Here is a 14,555-nt window from a genome sequence, read left to right as displayed (position 1 = left end):
TAAAAATCTTACCATGCGAGAAGCAGCTGCCCTACCCTTGGTGGGAATTACAGCTTATGAAGGATTAACCAGAGCCGGAATAAAAAGCGGTCTCAATGTATTGGTACACGGTGGGGCCGGAGGCGTTGGACACTTGGCAGTACAACTGGCTAAATATTTTGGAGCAAATGTTTTTTCAACCGGAACAGGAGAAATTCAAAATGAAGTGGTCAATAGTTTTGGAGCAACATTTATAGATTTTATGAAAGAAGATGTTGAAACCTATACAAAAAAGCATACTGGGGGATCAGGTTTTGACATAGTTTTTGATACGGTAGGTGGAAAAAATTTATTAAACTCATTTGAAGCTGCAGCCTTAAATGGTCAAGTCTCCACAACCGTTTCACTGTTAGAGTTAGATTTAAATCCGGTACATTTTAAAGGTTTATCCCTACACGTAGTATTTATGTTAATCCCTATGCTTCACAACTTTAACAGGGAGAAACACGGAGAAATTTTACGTAACATTACCAAAATTGTTGAAGCTGGAAATTTAAAACCACTACTTGATGAGCAAGAGTTTTCCTTAGAAAATGTTGGAGAAGCTTATTCGAGATTGGAAAGCGGAAAAGCAATTGGGAAAGTGGTTGTAGAAAATTAAAAAAAAACATCATGGATTTTAAAAAGGCATACCTGTGGTTAATCCTTTCGACTTTGACAATAGTCTCTTGTCAAAATGAAAATCAGACCAAAAGCGAAAAAGAGAACATTGGTTCAGAAGAGATCGAACACCCAACAAATAAAGTGCTGTTGAGCTCTGAAGTTAAATGGGAAAAATTAAATCCAGCAAGAGGCGACCAAAGTCCTCAGGCAGGTACGATTTGGGGGGATAGGAAAGGAGAGGTACCTACCGGATTTCTTGCAAAATTTACTGATGGATTTTCCTCTCCACCACATATTCACAATGCAACCTATAGAGCTGTGGTGATCAAAGGAAGCATTCACAATGATGACCCGAAAGCTGCAAATATGTGGATGAAACCCGGCAGTTTCTGGACCCAACCCAAAGGAGAATCACATATAACTTCTGCCAAAGGGGAAGAAAATATAGCTCTGGTAGAGATAGACAAAGGTCCTTACCTGGTTCAACCCATTGAGGAAGCCTATGATAATGGAGAGCGACCAATCAATATAGATGTTTCCAACATAGTTTGGTTAGACAGTAAAAAAAGCAATTGGATGAATGCCAAAAGTAAAGCTAAAATAAGCTTTTTATGGGAGGCCAATGGGTCTAAAGGACTGTTTGTAAAACTTCCAAAAGGGTATAATGGAAGTATAAAAACAGATGGAACAGTTTTACATGCGGTTGTCATTCAAGGGGAGTTGAATTATACGCTCCCTCAAAATCACGAAACAAAAGTGTTAGATACCGGAAGTTCTTTTAGTGCTACAAGCAAAGCCATTCATACCCTTGCAAATGAAAATAATGAGGTTCTGCTTTATATCAGGACAAATGGAAGCATTAAAATGGATTAAAGATGAGAACAATATTAATCACGGGAAGTACAGATGGAATTGGTAAGTTGACAGCATTAAAATTGGCTAAACAAGGTCATCAAATGCTCCTCCACGGAAGAGATTCTGAAAAATTAGCAGACACCATTTTAGCAATTAAAGACCAAACAGGAAATGCTAAAATTAGCGGTTTTGTATCTGATTTATCTGACTTTTCCAGTATTGAGAAAATGGTTGTCGATATATCAAGTGAATTTACTTCCATTGATGTGTTGATCAATAATGCAGGTATTTTCATTAGTCGAATTGAACAGAATCAAGACAATTTAGATATACGATTTGCAGTCAATTATTTAGCGCCTTACCTATTGACCAAGGGATTATTGCCGCTACTTAAAAACAGTAATTCCCCGAGAATTATCAATTTAAGTTCGGCCGCACAATCCACAGTTTCAATGGATGCTTTGGCAGGAAAGGTACAAATTTCAAGTAATGCAGCTTATGCCCAAAGTAAATTAGCCTTAACCATGTGGAGCTTTGCTCTAGCGAAAGCAAATCCCGAAATAGTAACCATAGCTGTTAATCCCGGATCCTTATTGAATACCAAAATGGCCCTGGAAGCGTATGGTCAGCATTGGTCCTCAGCAGATAAAGGAGCAAATGTTTTATGCGAGTTGGCTATGTCTGATCAATATGCTGATAGCAATGGCAAATACTTTGACAATGATATCGGATCTTTTTCTCATGCACATAATGACGCCTACAATGAAGAAAAAATCGATCAATTGATTTCTGAAACAAGCAAAATATTAAAAAAATGACAAATAATAATGCACTAGCACAAGCCCGTACCCTTAGTTTACCTCCTCGTAAAGCAGCCCTTAAACGTGAAGCATCTGTTTCTCTTTTTTGGAATAACCATCGGGAAATGCTTGAAGATGCATGGGCAGCATGGGAAATCGAAAATAAAAACAATTTATTAATTCCTGATGAATCCCTACTTGATCCTGGCTTGCGAAAAGCTGTCAATGAAGCATGGGAAGATCCGAAAAAAGAACAAGCTGTTGCTGATTTGTGGGAAGAAATTATTCCTGGAGTTTATGTTGCACAATTTTTTGATGTTGACCGCTTAGCTGATTTTCGTCGATACATGGAAGCTGTAGCCAATTCACAAATTCCCAGGCGTGCTCCCTATGGCATCCAATTGAATCGGTACGGAATGATGCTTGACCCACGCTCAGAAGGACATCTTGCCGCTCCAAATTTTCAAGCATTTTACAATGCTATGATGGATCGCTATATGCGTCCGATTGCCCGTTTACTATTGGGGACCTATGGCTACGATAATCAAACATTTGGTTTTTCTATTCAGTACAACCCGGATAAAGACAAGGATTTGCATGCTCACACGGATGCTTCAGCGGCTACCTTGAATATCAATATTAACTTACCTGAAGAAAAATTCACCGGTTCGCAAGTTGATTTCCATGACAAGACCACAGGCAAAACGATACAAACTGTTTTTGAACCGGGGAAAGCAATCCTTCACAGTGGCAGTGTTCCGCACGCAACCCATCCTATCACTAGTGGACAACGAAACAATTTAGTGGTGTGGCTATATGGAGACCGCATGCAAATATCAAGAACTGGGACAAGTAGCTATGGTGATCTTAATCATTCCGCTACTAAAATTGAGACAATAGAAAACACCAGCCCTCTACAGCGATGGACTGTACCAAATGCGCCCAAAGATACTTATGCTCCATTTTAAAAAAGAGGAGTTCTAAACCAAGGTTTTCCCATTGGTGGTTTTTTCGACGGCCTTGCTTGACTTTTCAAGCAGGGTTGTCACACCCACATGGGATTCGCCCCTATCTTCAATTCATAAAGCCAGAAGTTTGCGCTTTATTTGGTGAGCTGTCCTTGTCCTAGTATTTTTTGATCCATTGACTTCAATTTACGGTTATCGTTCATAGACAAAAATTTCGCCAAGAGATTTACTTGGCGGTATGCTTAAGGCAAACCTCTTCCTTGGAGCGGTCAACTTTTTAACCTATATTCACCTCTCAAGGTACCCTCCGGGTGATTATAGCATACCTTCCGGGATATGCGCATAACGTTATAGGATATTTTAAGCAGGCTATAATGCACGAAAAATTCATCAATTACTTCTCCAAAATATCCTCTCTTTCAAAGGAAGAATCAGCCGCAATAGCTAAAAGCATGCAAACGAAAGCAATGGCAAAGGGAGAATATTTATTGAAAGAAGGACAAGTTTCTGAAACCACCTACTTTGTACTTGAAGGCTGTATAAGAGAATTTATCTTATCTGATGGAGAGGAGAATACTACGAATTTCTTTTTTGAAGAACAATGGGCTATTTCGCTAAGTAGTTTATCTACAAATAAACCAGCGACGCACAATTGGGTTTGTATTGAAGATACTACAGTTGTGGTGGGCAATGAACAACAAGCTCAAGAACTTTTTAAAGAATTTCCAAGGTTCGAAACAATTTCAAGGACCATAATGGAGGCCGCTTTTGCTGAACAAAAAGAAGCTTTGACTACCTATTACACAGATTCGCCCGAGCAGCGTTATTGTAAATTATTAAAATCAAAACCCGGACTAGTACAGCGAATTCCTCAATATCATCTTGCCAGCTATATTGGGATAAAACCCGAATCTTTAAGCCGTATCCGAAAACGTATCTCCTCATCCCCTTCTGAATAATTAAACAGTAATTATCACATTTCCTTTTTTGTGGCCATTCTCAACATAATCGTGAGCTTCAGACATCTTTTCCAATGGATAAATACGATCAATCACAGCCTTTACCTTTCCTTTTTCTACAAGATTTTTTAAATTAAGAAAAGCACTTTTTGGTGTTAATGGCACACCTTGATCAATTGATATATATTTCCCGGTTGGCATAATCATCTTTTTGCATTTTTCTTTAAGCAGGGACGATTTAGAATTTCCTACTGCATCTAATACATATTTATAGGTTTCCAATTGATCTATAGCATTTTTGGCAGTATAATCAATCACCTCATCACTCCCCAAGGACTTGACCAAGCCAAAATTTTTGCTGCTGCAAACACTTGTGACCTCTGCACCCGCATCTTTCGCCAATTGTATTGCCATGGTCCCTATACTCCCTGAAGCTCCATAAATCAATACTTTATCTCCTTTATTAATGGGAGTTTTGCTCAGTAAATGTGAAGCAAGTAATCCTCCATAAGGGATAGCAGCCGCCTCAGTATGGCTAATACCGGTAGGCTTAAGGGCAATATTCCAATCTTCCGGTAGGCAGATGTATTCTGCATATGAGCCAAAACGGCGTTTTGTAGGGGAGATGGAACCATAGGCAAAAACTTCATCTCCTAAATTGAATGAGGAAACACCTTTTCCTTTGCCCACTACTATTCCGGAGGACACCATTCCGAAAATGGGGTTTCTGGGCTTTCCAAAACCAAATATGAGTTGAAGAATTAACCTTGTTAATACTGGCTCATTCAATCTGCGAATCAAAACATCACTTGCGGTAACTGAAGTGGCTTGAATTTTTATAAGCACTTCATTGTGCTTTGGAGAAGGCTTCTCAGTATGTACGAGTACTAAATTTTCAGACCCTCCGTACTTTAAACATTTTATCGCTTTCATATTTTGTTGTTTAATTGATAGCGCAAAATTGTACATACAAGAATTAAATTTCATTGACTTGGGTTAAGAAATGATCGCAACAATGAAATTAAATTTGATGGGTGTATTTATTAAGAATGCTACCAACTAAAGCGACTTAAAAAGTTTTGTTTTAGCAAGGATTACTTCCTCTCCTTCTATTAATTAATGACAATAAATTACGCTGAAAACTTCTGGTTTTTTTCAAAATTGCCTTGTTTAAAGAAAGAAAACCAAAAAGTATACACCTTTCGAAATAGTGTATACGTCTTCAAGGCCTTGCTATACTCATCTTTGTATCAACAAACTAAAACAGAAATGAGCACAACAAATCAATTTGACAAAACAGGTTGGACGCCTGACAGGATAAAAGACTTAACAGGCAAGACCTTCGTAATCACCGGTACTACAAGCGGTACTGGTTTTGAAGCAGCACGCATGCTACTTTTGAAAGGCGCAAAGGTAGTGATGCTTAACAGGAACCCACAAAAAGCACAAGCTACCATCGCTACATTGAAAGAAAACCTTGGAGGTGCGATTGATGTTAGCAATATTTCCATGGACTTGGGAGAACAGACATCAGTAAAAAGAGCCGCTACCGAAGTTTTGGAAAAAGTTGATCGCATAGATGCTCTGATGTGCAATGGCGCCATTGCACAAGTACCCCAACAACAACTCACAAAGGATGGCTGGGAAAGCCAGATGGGCGTGAATTACTTTGGCCATTTCACCTTGCAAGCTTTACTCTTCCCTATGATTGAAAAATCAAAAGGGCGTATTGTTACCGTAGGTAGTCTGGGCTACGACATGGGTATCAAAACCATCAAGTTTGATGATTTGAACTGGGACAAGGATTATACAGCCAATGATGCCTATAGCCAGAGCAAATTGGCCCAAATCATGACCATTTACGAATTGCAATACAGGTTGGCCAAAGCCGGTAAAACGGATGTAAAAGCTTATGCATGCCATCCCGGCTCTTCCAGAACATCATTAATCGCAACAAGTGGAAGTTTTATGATGAAAATTATTTTTGGTCTTATGAAGTTATCGCCTTTGACACAACCTGCTGAAAATGGCTCCTATCCAGAATTGATGTGCGCCACAGAGCCTGATTTAGACCAAACCGCATTTTATGGTCCCACGGGCAGAAGCAATTGGGTAGGACCTGTAGGTCCACATGAACTTAAACCTCATGCCAAAGACAAGGCTGTCGCTAAAAGACTGTGGGAGCTTTCAGAAAAGTAAACTGGTGTAAAGTGGGATATTTAATTTATAAAAGCTAGCCGTTAAAATACCACAAGTTAAAATACCATAGTATACTTCCTAGGGAATTGCAACCCTACTTAACAGGGAATAATAATAAAACTTAATTTTTAAGCGCAAGGGGGTTACATAAACAACTTAAGCCACTCCCAAATTGCTTAACAAAGGAAGAAATGTAAAATATATTAACTGCTCGTCTTCAAAAAAAACTAAAATAAATCAATGATGAATATTCTTAAACACTAGGGGAAGTGGCCTTTTATCCATTACTACAGAAATGTTTCCTTTTGAAATTTTAGGCAAATGACTACTAAAATCCCTATCTTAGGTGACCATAAAAAAACAAGCCCCTGTCCTTAATCGGCTTTTCCACGAAGAGGAAACATCATTGCCTTGAGTAGAAGGATTCCGAAACCTTAATTTTAAACTCCATTTACAAAAATCAATATTGCCATTCAAATGGATTATTCCGAAATAAACAGATTATCAAGGTTAACTGCAATCTTGATTCAATTGCAGACAAAACGAGTGGTGACCGCTTCGGAATTGGCAAATAAATTTGATGTAAGTAAAAGAACGATTTACAGGGACATAAAAGCATTGGAGCAATCCGGCGTACCTGTTTTAACGGAAGAAGGGAAAGGTTATTCTCTAATGGAGGGTTACAAAATCCCACCCGTAATGTTTACCGAAAAACAAGCAAATGCTTTGATACTTGCGGAACAACTCGTGCTAAAGAGTAAGGATGCATCTTTTGTAAAAGATTACGGGGAAGCCATTGAGAAAATTAAATCAATCCTTAAGTACACCGTCAAAGACAAAACTAACTTACTTACGGGCAGGACTCAGTACCAACAAGTGCTAAGCCAAGAAAGGAATAGTGACAATTTATCGGATTTACAATACGCATTGACCAATTTTAACCTTGTAAGGATAGCGTATGTCAACAAGGAAAAAATGGTGACCGAAAGAATAATAGAGCCATTTGCAATATTAAATTCTGAAAATTGGTATTTGGTTGCCTGGTGTCGTTTGCACGATGAATTTCGATTTTTTCGACCGGATAGAATTCAAAAGATGGAGATCCTAACAGAAAAATTTGAACCTCATAAAATGACTCTACAAGAATATTTTGACAAATACCACTAGCCCTTTCTGACCCTTGCCATAAGGCTGTCACTGGCTGAATTTACTTTTGTATTCTAATATTTTAAAAAAAACAAAAGTAATGAAAAAGAAGTCAATCGAATTCCCAAGCTCCACCATGATTTCAGTTAATGGTATTGAACTGGAAGTATTTGAGGCAGGTAAACAAAATAAAGGCAAACCTATTGTACTCTGCCATGGCTTTCCTGAGACTGCCTACTCTTGGCGTTTCCAGATTCCTGAACTTGTCAAAGCCGGCTATCATATCCTTGCACCTAATCAGCGAGGTTATGGCAAATCATCCTGCCCTACAGAAATAACACAATATGACATTGAACATTTAACAAGTGACTTGGTAGGGTTACTTGATTACTATGGATACAAAGATGCCTTATTCATTGGCCATGATTGGGGGGCAAATGTTGTATGGAATCTTGGAATACTGCATCCGAAGCGAGTACAGAGAATAATAAACTTGGCTTTACCTTATCAAGTTCGTGGAGAAAAACCCTGGATAGAATGGATGGAAGAAATATTCGGAGAAGAAAACTATTTCGTTCACTTTAACCGTCAACAAGGAGTAGCAGATGCAATATTAAATGATAATACATCTAATTTCCTAGGCAATATATTCCGTAAAAATGTACCAATTACTCCACCGGAACCGGGGATGTTAATGATTAATCTTGCAAAAAAAGAAAAGCCTCTTGGTGAACCCCTGATGAGTGAAAAGGAATTGGCTGTTTATATTTCCGCCTTCGAAACATCCGGTTTTACAGGAAGTATTAACTGGTACAGAAACCTGGACCGAAATTGGCATTTATTGGCAGATGTAAACCCTGTCATCCCACACCCTACCCTAATGATTTATGGTGAACAAGACATGATTCCTAAATCAGAAAACCTAATAGATTTTGTTCCCAATGCAGAAGTGGTCAGTATAGATTGTGGTCATTGTATACAACAAGAAAAACCGGAAGAAACAAACCAAGCGATTCTGGCATGGCTAAGCCAAAAGCAATCCTAAATAGGAACCTATTCTCCTATTAGCCAAACAGACTAAAGAAACTGGTAAAATATTTACCGGTACAAAAAGTTTGTTTGGCTTTTAGGGAAGAGTAAATTTTCTTCATTGATTGAAAATAGCTTTTCCCAGGGCAGTAGTTTCTTCTATAATATTTGGTAACTGACTCCCTTTTAGACTTCAGGAAGCTCTATAAAAGCTGAAATAGTAAAAAAGCCTGTCTTAAGTTTGGTTGGCCCATTACTCTGTCTTGGTATAATAAATCACACCGTAGCTACCATCATGGAGACATTTTAACTCTTCGCTTTGTAGTTTACCCTCCTTTAAAGGTCTCTTATTTTTTCTGTAAAAGTGATTCCTTCTTCCATTATCAATCTTTATCTTTAAGGAAAACAAGGTACTATGTCTATTCTAAAAACCTTAATTTTCTTATTCATCCCCGTATTTGGCTTTTCGACTCAACAAAACAAAGGTTTTTTTGATTTTGAATGGCAGGAAAAAGATGGCAAAATCATTCTTACCATTGATCAACTTGGGGAAGAGTTTTTATATGTCAATGCCTTAGCAACGGGAATTGGATCTAATGACTTAGGATTAGACCGTGGTCAATTGGGAGGAAGACGAATAGTGAAATTTGAAAAAGTCGGTAATAAAATTTTGCTTATACAACCCAATTATAATTTTCGGGGAACAAGCGATAACCAGGCAGAGGCAAATTCTATAGAAGAAGCATTTGCAAAATCCGTCATTGGCGGATTCCCGATTCTTAATGCCGACAATGGACGCTACCGAATTGATATTACAGATTTTTTGCTTCGTGATGCCCATGGTATTGCCAACACTTTAAGTAGGAAAAATCAAGGCAACTATACAGTGGATCAATCGAAGTCTGCCATTTATTTACCAAATACAATCAGCTTTCCTGATAATACTGAATTTGAAGCAATGGTTACCCTTAAGGGCAATGCTAAAGGGTCAGAAATTCGTAGTGTAACTCCGGATGCAAACTTTGTAACCGTAAATATGCACCATTCATTTATTCGTTTGCCGGACAATAATTACAAACCCAGGGAATTTCATCCATCAGCAGGTTATTTTGGTATTGGCTATTCAGATTATTCTGCACCAATTTATGAAAACATAAAAAAAAGATTAATTACAAGGCATCGATTAAGGAAAAAAGACCCCACGGCAAAAATGAGCGAGGCAGTTGAGCCTATTGTTTATTATTTAGATCCGGGTTGTCCGGAACCCGTAAAGTCTGCTTTACTCGAGGGGGCAAAATGGTGGAATCAAGCCTTCGAAGTAGCAGGCTACATCAATGCATTTCAGGTAAAAGTATTGCCGGAAAATGCACACCCCTTAGATATCCGTTACAATGTCATTCAATGGGTTCACAGAAGTACGCGAGGCTGGAGTTATGGCAGTACCATTACTGACCCAAGAACGGGAGAAATAATAAAAGGCCATGTAAGCTTAGGCTCACTTCGCGTTCGGCAAGATTTTATGATTGCCCAAGGAATTATGTCTCCCTATGCCAATTCAAACCTTAATCACGATGAATTAATGGAACTTGCCTTGGCAAGATTACGTCAGCTTTCAGCTCATGAAATTGGCCATACCATTGGTTTGGCGCACAACTTTGCCCCTTCTGTCGACAATAGGGCCTCTGTTATGGATTACCCTCACCCCCTGATTGATATTGTGAATGGAAAGGCAGACATCAGCAATGCCTATGATGATCAAATTGGAGACTGGGATAAACGAGCCATCCTTTATGGCTATCAAGATTTTGATCCACAAACCAATGAACAAGCAGCTTTGGAGCAAATTTTAAAAGAAACGTTACAATCCAATACCGAATTTATATCTGACAAAGATGCGCGTGCGAGAGGAGGTTTGCATCCGACGGCCCACCTTTGGGACAATGGAAACAATGCCATTATCGAATTGGAACGTTTAAATAAAGTCAGGGCTTTTTCTATGAAAAACTTTGGAGAAAACACCATAACGGAGGGAACGCCTTACTCAGCTTTGGAAAATATTTTGGTCCCGCTTTATTTTATGAATCGTTATCAAGTAGAAGCAGTTTCCAAACTGATTGGTGGCGCAGCTTATAGCTATGCCGTGAAAGGGTACGATCAAAGGCCAAATATTCATCCGGTTGATGTGAAAACCCAAGAACAGGCCGTGGAAGCTTTATTAAAAACTATTACGCCAAATTATTTACAAATTCCCCAGCATATAAAAGCGTTGATTCCGCCACCTGCCTATGGTTATAACAAAGACCGAGAGTCCTTTGCCGGAAATACCGGATTTTTGTTAGACCCTCTTGCTGCAGCTGCTGCAGCGACAAATAATTTATTTGATTTAATGTTTCATTCAGAACGATTGGCAAGAATCAATCAGCAAAAAGGATATGACCTTAAAGCATTTTACGATCAGATCTGCCAAACAATTTTTAATGCAAAAGTTAAAACCGATGAAGAGAGAAAGATTAATCAAATTGTACAAACAAGCCTGGTAGCACATCTAATCCAGTCGAGCATAAAAAATCCTGACCTCCAAGTAAAAGCCATTTCTAAATATTATTTACAGGCAGAAGTTAAACCCAAGTATTTAACTAACAATGGAGATAGCTTTGAAGAAAAGGCACACCTGGCCGCATTAATTGAGATGATAACCAATGCAACAACTGAACCCGAAAGTTGGACAAAACCAGAGATTCAAGAAATGCCTCCGGGCTCACCAATTGGCTGTGGGAATTTTCATGACTTCTACTAAAGCGTATTTCAATTGAATTGTTCCCTATTAACAAGTGAACGATAGGTAATGATATGAATTTTAAAAACAGTTTTGATTGGGCTCCTAATATAGCTTGAAAAGAAAAGGGTCATTCAGGCCTGTTGAAGTCAACCTTGGCGAAGTTGGATTGAGCATTTTGTAGTAATTCGTACTTTGGATAGCATTAAGTGTTTATTTTAAAAAAGTTGAAAAACAAACCCATATGGCCAAATTCAATAAGACAAGCCTATTTTTGACCCTAACCTTCACAATAAGTTTTTCAATGGTAGGGCTATATCATTTATTTGGTGGACAGTATGGTAACAATATTAGCTCAACTGCCTTAGCGATCGCTTATATGTTTGTCCCCATGTTTTGTGCGATCTTGGTTGAAAAATATATTCACAAAGAGAAAATAAAACAAAAACTTCTTATATCCTTCAAATTTAATCGGTGGTTTTTAATTGCTTGGTTTATCCCGGTAATCTTGAGTTTTGGTGCGCTTGGCATAAGTTTGTTAATACCTAATGTGACTTTTAGTCCTGAGATGGCAGGGATGGTAAATAGGTTTAATGATTTACTAACCCCGGAACAAGTGGAACAAATGGAGCAGGCATTCGATAGTATGCCTGTTCATCCAATTTGGTTGGTTCTTTTGCAAGGATTGATCGCCGGTCCTACAATTAATGCCATAGCAGGTTTTGGGGAAGAACTTGGTTGGCGAGGATTTTTGTTGAAATCCTACAAGTACATGAAGTTCCCAAAGGCTTCCATTACCATCGGTTTTATTTGGGGTATTTGGCATGCTCCCCTTATTTTAATGGGACATAACTATCCCCAACACCCGGAATTTGGAATAATAATGATGACCATTTGGTGCATTTTACTAACCCCTCTATTTCTTTACATTACCTTGAAGGCCAAGTCTGTCCTGGCTGCAGCCATTATGCATGGAACCTTAAATGCTACAGCAGGCATAGCCATCATGGTCATTGAGGGTGGCAACGATTTGACCGTTGGCATATCGGGTTTATCAGGGTTTATTTCCCTATTAATTATTTTGTTAGCACTTTTTATCTATGACATTAAATTAAGTAAAGAAAAAATAATGACAAGTAAAATCAGCTCATCTCTCTGAAAACCAAACTTTCGGTTGCCTAATAATATCAATACATCCTTTCCACTGAATTAGTGACTAAAGAGGGAGGTCCATTTGTTATTTTATACGAAAAAAGGATACCAAACATCGGGTTGGGACTTATCGATAAATCTTGGTATTTTAGGTCAGTAAATTGAAAGACAAAAAATGGAAAATTCAAAACCAAAAACAGTGGATGAGTTTATCCAAATTTCTCCAACTGAATCTCAAAAGCTAATGCTGCAGCTAAAAAAGCTAATTGAAGCTACAGTTCCGGATGCTATCGGCGGGATCAGTTGGAATGTACCTATATACAAGTTCCATGGCATTCTTGTCGGCTTTTCATTGGCCAAAAGGCACGTCAGTGTTGGCATAGATACATTGCCTGAAAATGTAAGGAAATCGCTTGAGGAGAAAGGTTATAAAACCGGTAAAAAAACCATTCAGATTAAGTTTGACCAAAAGATTCCTACAAGGGAAATAAAGCAGCTGATCATTGAGCAAGCCAAACTGAATCAAAAACAACAGCAAAATGACTGATCTCTATTGATGATAAGGGGATCAAATTTAGCTTTCCTCAAGACGCATACCTTTTGGCCGGGGATCTGTGCTATCATCAAGAACAATTGGTAAATAAGAAATTAGCCGGCATAAACGCCGACTATAAAGAAAGCAGAAAAACGTATGAAAAAATTTCCAAATATACCAAACAACACCAATTGATATTGTTACCCTCACACGACAGCAATTCCGCCATTAGGTCAAAAGAACGACAATTTTTGTAATCAACCGAGGCTTATAAAAAGGAACAGCTACTTTCCTTTTATAAGCCTCTTCCTTCGATGGTTATTCTATAATTCTTTCGCTCTGAAGAATTAATTGGTATATTGGATAGCAAGGACTCATCCTGCTAAAAACCCCAGAGATCAGGCAAATACTTGAGATAGACAAGCAAAATGAACAAACTTAAACTTCCAACTGCTCATACTATTTTAATTCTTATCGCAGCGATGGTAGCTGCCTTAACCTGGTTGGTTCCTGCCGGTAAATACGACACCTTGGTCTACCAAAGCCAAGACGATTTATTCGTGAAAAGTAGCTTAACTCAAAGCATTGAACTTCCGGCCACTCAACAGACCTTAGAAGAGCTCAACATAAAAATACCCATTGAAAAGTTTCTATCCGGCGATATTTATAAGCCCATCGCTATTCCCAATACCTATCAAGAATTAGATGCACGACCTCAGGGAATCGGAGCCTTGATAAAATCACCGATAAAAGGAATCATAGCATCTTCCGATATTATTTTCTTAATCTTAATCATTGGAGGCTTAATTGGCATAATGAACCTAACAAGTGCCTTTGATGCAGGAATTGCTTACATGTCAGAAAGCCTTAAGGGTCGAGAATATATGCTTATTATTTTGGTAACCAGCCTAATTGCAGCAGGTGGTACCACTTTTGGCTTGGCGGAGGAGACCATGGCTTTTTATCCGATATTAATACCGGTATTTCTGGCAGCAAAATATGACGCCATGGTTGGGCTTGCATGTATTTATCTTGGTTCAAGTATAGGGACAATGTGTTCCACCACCAATCCTTTTTCCACCATTATAGCCTCAGATGCCGCAGGAATTAATTGGACAACAGGACTAGACCATCGCCTGATCATGTTATTACTATGCCTGCTCATCACCATTCTTTATATCCTCCATTATGCCAGGCGGGTAAAATCCGACCCCTCAAAATCCATTATTTCGGAGCAAAAAGAGACAATAAAAGCCCATTTTGGTATAAACTCAGTGAAATCTCCCCCCAAGCTCAATCCAAGGCTAAAACTCATAATTGTGGTTTTTTCTTTGAGTTTCCTACTGATGATTGTTGGGGTATCTTTTCTGGATTGGTGGTTTGTAGAGATGACCAGTACATTTCTTGTGGGAGCCATTGTCATAGGGTTTATTGCCAAGGTAAAAGAAACTGTTTTTGTTGAAGCGTTTACCAATGGTGCATCCACTTTGCTTA

The 14,555-nt window shown here is 38.5% G+C and carries 13 protein-coding genes; 12 read left to right on the top strand and 1 reads right to left on the bottom strand.

The window, feature by feature from the left end; all coding sequences use genetic code 11:
• From AAC037_RS06200 to AAC037_RS06180, 5 genes are all read left to right on the top strand, one after another.
• Positions 1-640: zinc-binding dehydrogenase (locus AAC037_RS06200; RefSeq protein ID WP_339902172.1), on the top strand; the 640-nt coding region annotated here is incomplete at its 5' end.
• Between the two features lie 11 nt (positions 641-651).
• Positions 652-1,515, top strand: coding sequence for a DUF4437 domain-containing protein (locus AAC037_RS06195; protein WP_339902171.1), 864 nt, complete (start codon positions 652-654; stop codon positions 1,513-1,515).
• A gap of 2 nt (positions 1,516-1,517) precedes the next feature.
• Positions 1,518-2,315: an SDR family NAD(P)-dependent oxidoreductase gene (locus tag AAC037_RS06190; RefSeq protein WP_339902170.1), complete on the top strand. Its 798-nt coding sequence runs from the start codon at positions 1,518-1,520 to the stop codon at positions 2,313-2,315.
• The gene (locus AAC037_RS06185; protein WP_339902169.1) at positions 2,312-3,265 is read left to right on the top strand and encodes a hypothetical protein; all 954 of its coding nucleotides are present in this window, start codon (positions 2,312-2,314) and stop codon (positions 3,263-3,265) included. The genes AAC037_RS06190 and AAC037_RS06185 overlap by 4 nt, the downstream gene beginning before the upstream one ends.
• A gap of 374 nt (positions 3,266-3,639) precedes the next feature.
• Positions 3,640-4,224 (top strand): Crp/Fnr family transcriptional regulator, encoded by a 585-nt coding sequence (locus tag AAC037_RS06180; RefSeq protein ID WP_339902168.1) that lies wholly within the window; start codon positions 3,640-3,642, stop codon positions 4,222-4,224.
• Here AAC037_RS06180 and AAC037_RS06175 read toward each other — a convergent pair whose 3' ends face one another.
• Positions 4,225-5,157, bottom strand: a complete 933-nt coding sequence (locus tag AAC037_RS06175; protein ID WP_339902167.1) for an NAD(P)-dependent alcohol dehydrogenase — start codon at positions 5,155-5,157, stop codon at positions 4,225-4,227.
• Between the two features lie 336 nt (positions 5,158-5,493).
• Here AAC037_RS06175 and AAC037_RS06170 point away from each other — a divergent pair, with 336 nt between their 5' ends.
• From AAC037_RS06170 to AAC037_RS06140, 7 genes are all read left to right on the top strand, one after another.
• The gene (locus AAC037_RS06170; protein WP_339902166.1) at positions 5,494-6,423 is read left to right on the top strand and encodes an SDR family oxidoreductase; all 930 of its coding nucleotides are present in this window, start codon (positions 5,494-5,496) and stop codon (positions 6,421-6,423) included.
• Positions 6,424-6,900: 477 nt separating this feature from the next.
• Positions 6,901-7,590 carry a YafY family protein gene (locus AAC037_RS06165; protein WP_339902165.1) on the top strand — a complete coding sequence of 230 codons (690 nt, stop codon included), beginning with the start codon at positions 6,901-6,903 and terminating at the stop codon, positions 7,588-7,590.
• Between the two features lie 79 nt (positions 7,591-7,669).
• Positions 7,670-8,614 carry an alpha/beta hydrolase gene (locus tag AAC037_RS06160; RefSeq protein ID WP_339902164.1) on the top strand — a complete coding sequence of 315 codons (945 nt, stop codon included), beginning with the start codon at positions 7,670-7,672 and terminating at the stop codon, positions 8,612-8,614.
• Positions 8,615-9,013: 399 nt separating this feature from the next.
• Positions 9,014-11,395 (top strand): zinc-dependent metalloprotease, encoded by a 2,382-nt coding sequence (locus tag AAC037_RS06155; protein WP_339902163.1) that lies wholly within the window; start codon positions 9,014-9,016, stop codon positions 11,393-11,395.
• Positions 11,396-11,618: 223 nt separating this feature from the next.
• Positions 11,619-12,533 (top strand): CPBP family intramembrane glutamic endopeptidase, encoded by a 915-nt coding sequence (locus tag AAC037_RS06150; RefSeq protein WP_339902162.1) that lies wholly within the window; start codon positions 11,619-11,621, stop codon positions 12,531-12,533.
• A gap of 168 nt (positions 12,534-12,701) precedes the next feature.
• On the top strand, positions 12,702-13,073 hold the full coding sequence (locus AAC037_RS06145) for a DUF1801 domain-containing protein (protein ID WP_339902161.1): 372 nt from the start codon (positions 12,702-12,704) through the stop codon (positions 13,071-13,073).
• Between the two features lie 416 nt (positions 13,074-13,489).
• Positions 13,490-14,555, top strand: a 1,066-nt coding sequence (locus tag AAC037_RS06140) for a YfcC family protein (protein WP_339902160.1), incomplete at its 3' end; no start/stop codon positions are given.

Source organism: uncultured Cyclobacterium sp. (assembly GCF_963976465.1).
Taxonomy (GTDB): Bacteria; Bacteroidota; Bacteroidia; order Cytophagales; family Cyclobacteriaceae; genus Cyclobacterium.
Note: the sequence above shows the minus strand (reverse complement) of the source record. Positions and strands in the feature narration are given on the sequence as shown.

Coding starts and splice junctions, on each gene's coding strand:
- AAC037_RS06195 (WP_339902171.1), top strand. CDS start 652: ATGGATTTTAAAAAGGCATACCTGTGGTTAATCCTTTCGACTTTGACA.
- AAC037_RS06190 (WP_339902170.1), top strand. CDS start 1,518: ATGAGAACAATATTAATCACGGGAAGTACAGATGGAATTGGTAAGTTG.
- AAC037_RS06185 (WP_339902169.1), top strand. CDS start 2,312: ATGACAAATAATAATGCACTAGCACAAGCCCGTACCCTTAGTTTACCT.
- AAC037_RS06180 (WP_339902168.1), top strand. CDS start 3,640: ATGCACGAAAAATTCATCAATTACTTCTCCAAAATATCCTCTCTTTCA.
- AAC037_RS06175 (WP_339902167.1), bottom strand. CDS start 5,157: ATGAAAGCGATAAAATGTTTAAAGTACGGAGGGTCTGAAAATTTAGTA.
- AAC037_RS06170 (WP_339902166.1), top strand. CDS start 5,494: ATGAGCACAACAAATCAATTTGACAAAACAGGTTGGACGCCTGACAGG.
- AAC037_RS06165 (WP_339902165.1), top strand. CDS start 6,901: ATGGATTATTCCGAAATAAACAGATTATCAAGGTTAACTGCAATCTTG.
- AAC037_RS06160 (WP_339902164.1), top strand. CDS start 7,670: ATGAAAAAGAAGTCAATCGAATTCCCAAGCTCCACCATGATTTCAGTT.
- AAC037_RS06155 (WP_339902163.1), top strand. CDS start 9,014: ATGTCTATTCTAAAAACCTTAATTTTCTTATTCATCCCCGTATTTGGC.
- AAC037_RS06150 (WP_339902162.1), top strand. CDS start 11,619: ATGGCCAAATTCAATAAGACAAGCCTATTTTTGACCCTAACCTTCACA.
- AAC037_RS06145 (WP_339902161.1), top strand. CDS start 12,702: ATGGAAAATTCAAAACCAAAAACAGTGGATGAGTTTATCCAAATTTCT.